At 47.2% G+C, this 986-nt stretch carries 7 tRNA genes and 1 rRNA gene; all 8 read left to right on the forward strand.

Annotated elements, in window-relative coordinates:
• Window positions 1-78 precede the first annotated feature (78 nt).
• Window positions 79-153: transfer RNA gene (locus tag GJU41_RS24475), tRNA-Gln, on the forward strand.
• A gap of 40 nt (window positions 154-193) precedes the next feature.
• Window positions 194-269, forward strand: a tRNA-Lys gene (locus GJU41_RS24480).
• 13 nt (window positions 270-282) lie between these two features.
• A tRNA-Leu gene (locus GJU41_RS24485) sits at window positions 283-366 on the forward strand.
• 18 nt (window positions 367-384) lie between these two features.
• Window positions 385-470 (forward strand) — tRNA-Leu (locus GJU41_RS24490).
• Between the two features lie 99 nt (window positions 471-569).
• Window positions 570-646 (forward strand) — tRNA-Arg (locus tag GJU41_RS24495).
• Between the two features lie 18 nt (window positions 647-664).
• A tRNA-Pro gene (locus GJU41_RS24500) sits at window positions 665-741 on the forward strand.
• Between the two features lie 14 nt (window positions 742-755).
• Window positions 756-829 (forward strand) — tRNA-Gly (locus tag GJU41_RS24505).
• Between the two features lie 93 nt (window positions 830-922).
• A 16S ribosomal RNA gene (locus tag GJU41_RS24510) occupies window positions 923-986 on the forward strand; the annotation flags it as partial.

The raw sequence follows: 986 nt of genomic DNA on the forward strand, positions 1-986 counted from the left end.
CCGTGGTGTAGCGGTTAACATGCCTGCCTGTCACGCAGGAGATCGCCGGTTCGATCCCGGTCGGGACCGCCATTTTATTGGGCTATAGCCAAGCGGTAAGGCAACGGACTTTGACTCCGTCATGCGCTGGTTCGAATCCAGCTAGCCCAGCCATTTTCACTTTTAAAAAAACTAAAGAGTGTTTTCTTATTAAGTGCCATTAGCTCAGTCGGTAGAGCATCTGACTTTTAATCAGAGGGTCGAAGGTTCGAGTCCTTCATGGCACACCATTTTAACTAATATGCGGGTGTGGCGGAATTGGCAGACGCGCTAGACTTAGGATCTAGTGTCTTTGACGTGGGGGTTCGAGTCCCTTCACCCGCACCATACATTTTTTATCTTTTCGCGGTCGTGGCGGAATGGCAGACGCGCTAGGTTGAGGGCCTAGTGGGGGCAACCCCGTGGAAGTTCGACTCTTCTCGGCCGCACCAAAAGAGCTTAAAAAAACCTCAAAAAAGTTGTTGACAAAAAGAACGCAACTTGGTATTATATTTAAGTCGCTTCATTACAATAACAAGACATTAACAAGTGCGCCCGTAGCTCAATTGGATAGAGCGTTTGACTACGGATCAAAAGGTTATGGGTTCGACTCCTATCGGGCGCGCCATTCTATATATTATGTGTCCGGGAAGTAGCTCAGCTTGGTAGAGCACTTGGTTTGGGACCAAGGGGTCGCAGGTTCGAATCCTGTCTTCCCGACCAGACAAATACTTTTCGCGGGTGTAGTTTAATGGTAAAACTCTAGCCTTCCAAGCTAATGTCGTGGGTTCGATTCCCATCACCCGCTCCATTTTTTAAAATGATCTTTGAAAACTAAACAAAACCAAAAGCGTACCAAACGTTTTAAATTTTTGAAGTCAGCAACAAATTGAGTCACAAATTTTCTTCGGAGAGTTTGATCCTGGCTCAGGACGAACGCTGGCGGCGTGCCTAATACATGCAAGTCG

The organism is Metabacillus idriensis (assembly GCF_009674765.1).
GTDB lineage: Bacteria > Bacillota > Bacilli > Bacillales > Bacillaceae > Bacillus_P > Bacillus_P idriensis.